The organism is Pseudomonas grimontii, assembly GCF_007858185.1.
Lineage (GTDB): Bacteria > Pseudomonadota > Gammaproteobacteria > Pseudomonadales > Pseudomonadaceae > Aquipseudomonas > Aquipseudomonas grimontii.
Genome location: NZ_VFES01000056.1, coordinates 1 through 880 on the forward strand (window position 1 = coordinate 1; position 880 = coordinate 880).

Annotated in this window: 1 protein-coding gene; it reads right to left on the reverse strand. The window is 66.6% G+C overall.

Features of this window, described 5'->3' with window-relative positions:
- Positions 1-880, reverse strand: an 880-nt coding sequence (locus tag FIV39_RS32925; RefSeq protein WP_186731578.1) for a GspE/PulE family protein, incomplete at both ends; no start/stop codon positions are given.

An 880-nucleotide genomic window follows, 5' to 3' on the forward strand; every position in this document is an offset into this window, starting at 1 on the left:
CCGTCCTCACGCATGCTGAACATCCCCGCACGGCGCGCGGCCACGCGCAGATCCTGCTCGCCGGCACCCTGGTGGATCAAGCTACGCACCTCGTCGTCGACGCAAAACAATTCATGGATACCGGTCCTCCCGCTGTAACCGATCTGATTGCACTGCGCGCAGCCCACCGGGCGCCAGGTGCCAGGTGCGGCGGGGTCTTCCTGCTTGCAATGCGGGCACAGGCGGCGGACCAGGCGTTGCGCCAGGACGCCCAGCAGTGACGAGGCCAACAGGAATGGCTCGACGCCCATATCGATCAGGCGGTTGACCGCCGACACCGCATCGTTGGTGTGCAGGGTCGCCAGCACCAGGTGCCCGGTGAGCGAGGCCTGCACCGCGATTTGCGCGGTCTCCAGGTCGCGGATTTCACCGATCATGATGATGTCCGGGTCCTGGCGCAGGATCGCCCGCAGCGCCAGGCCGAAGGTCATGTCGATCTTGGCGTTGACCTGAATCTGGCTGATGCCCGGCAGGTCGTATTCCACCGGGTCTTCCACGGTGAGGATATTGCTGGTGCTCGCATCCAGCCGCGCCAGCGCGGCGTACAGGCTGGTGGTCTTGCCGCTGCCCGTAGGCCCGGTGACCAGCACGATGCCGTGGGGCTGGCGAATCAGGGTGTCGAGGCGGGCGAGCAACTGCGGCTCCATGCCCAGGGTCTCCAGTTGCAAGCGCCCGGCCTGTTTGTCGAGCAGGCGCATCACCACGCGCTCGCCATGCCCGGTGGGCACCGTCGAGACACGAATGTCGATGGGTCGCCCGGCCACGCGCAGGGCGATACGCCCGTCCTGGGGCAGGCGTTTTTCGGCGATGTCGAGCTGGGCCATGATCTTGATCCGCGACA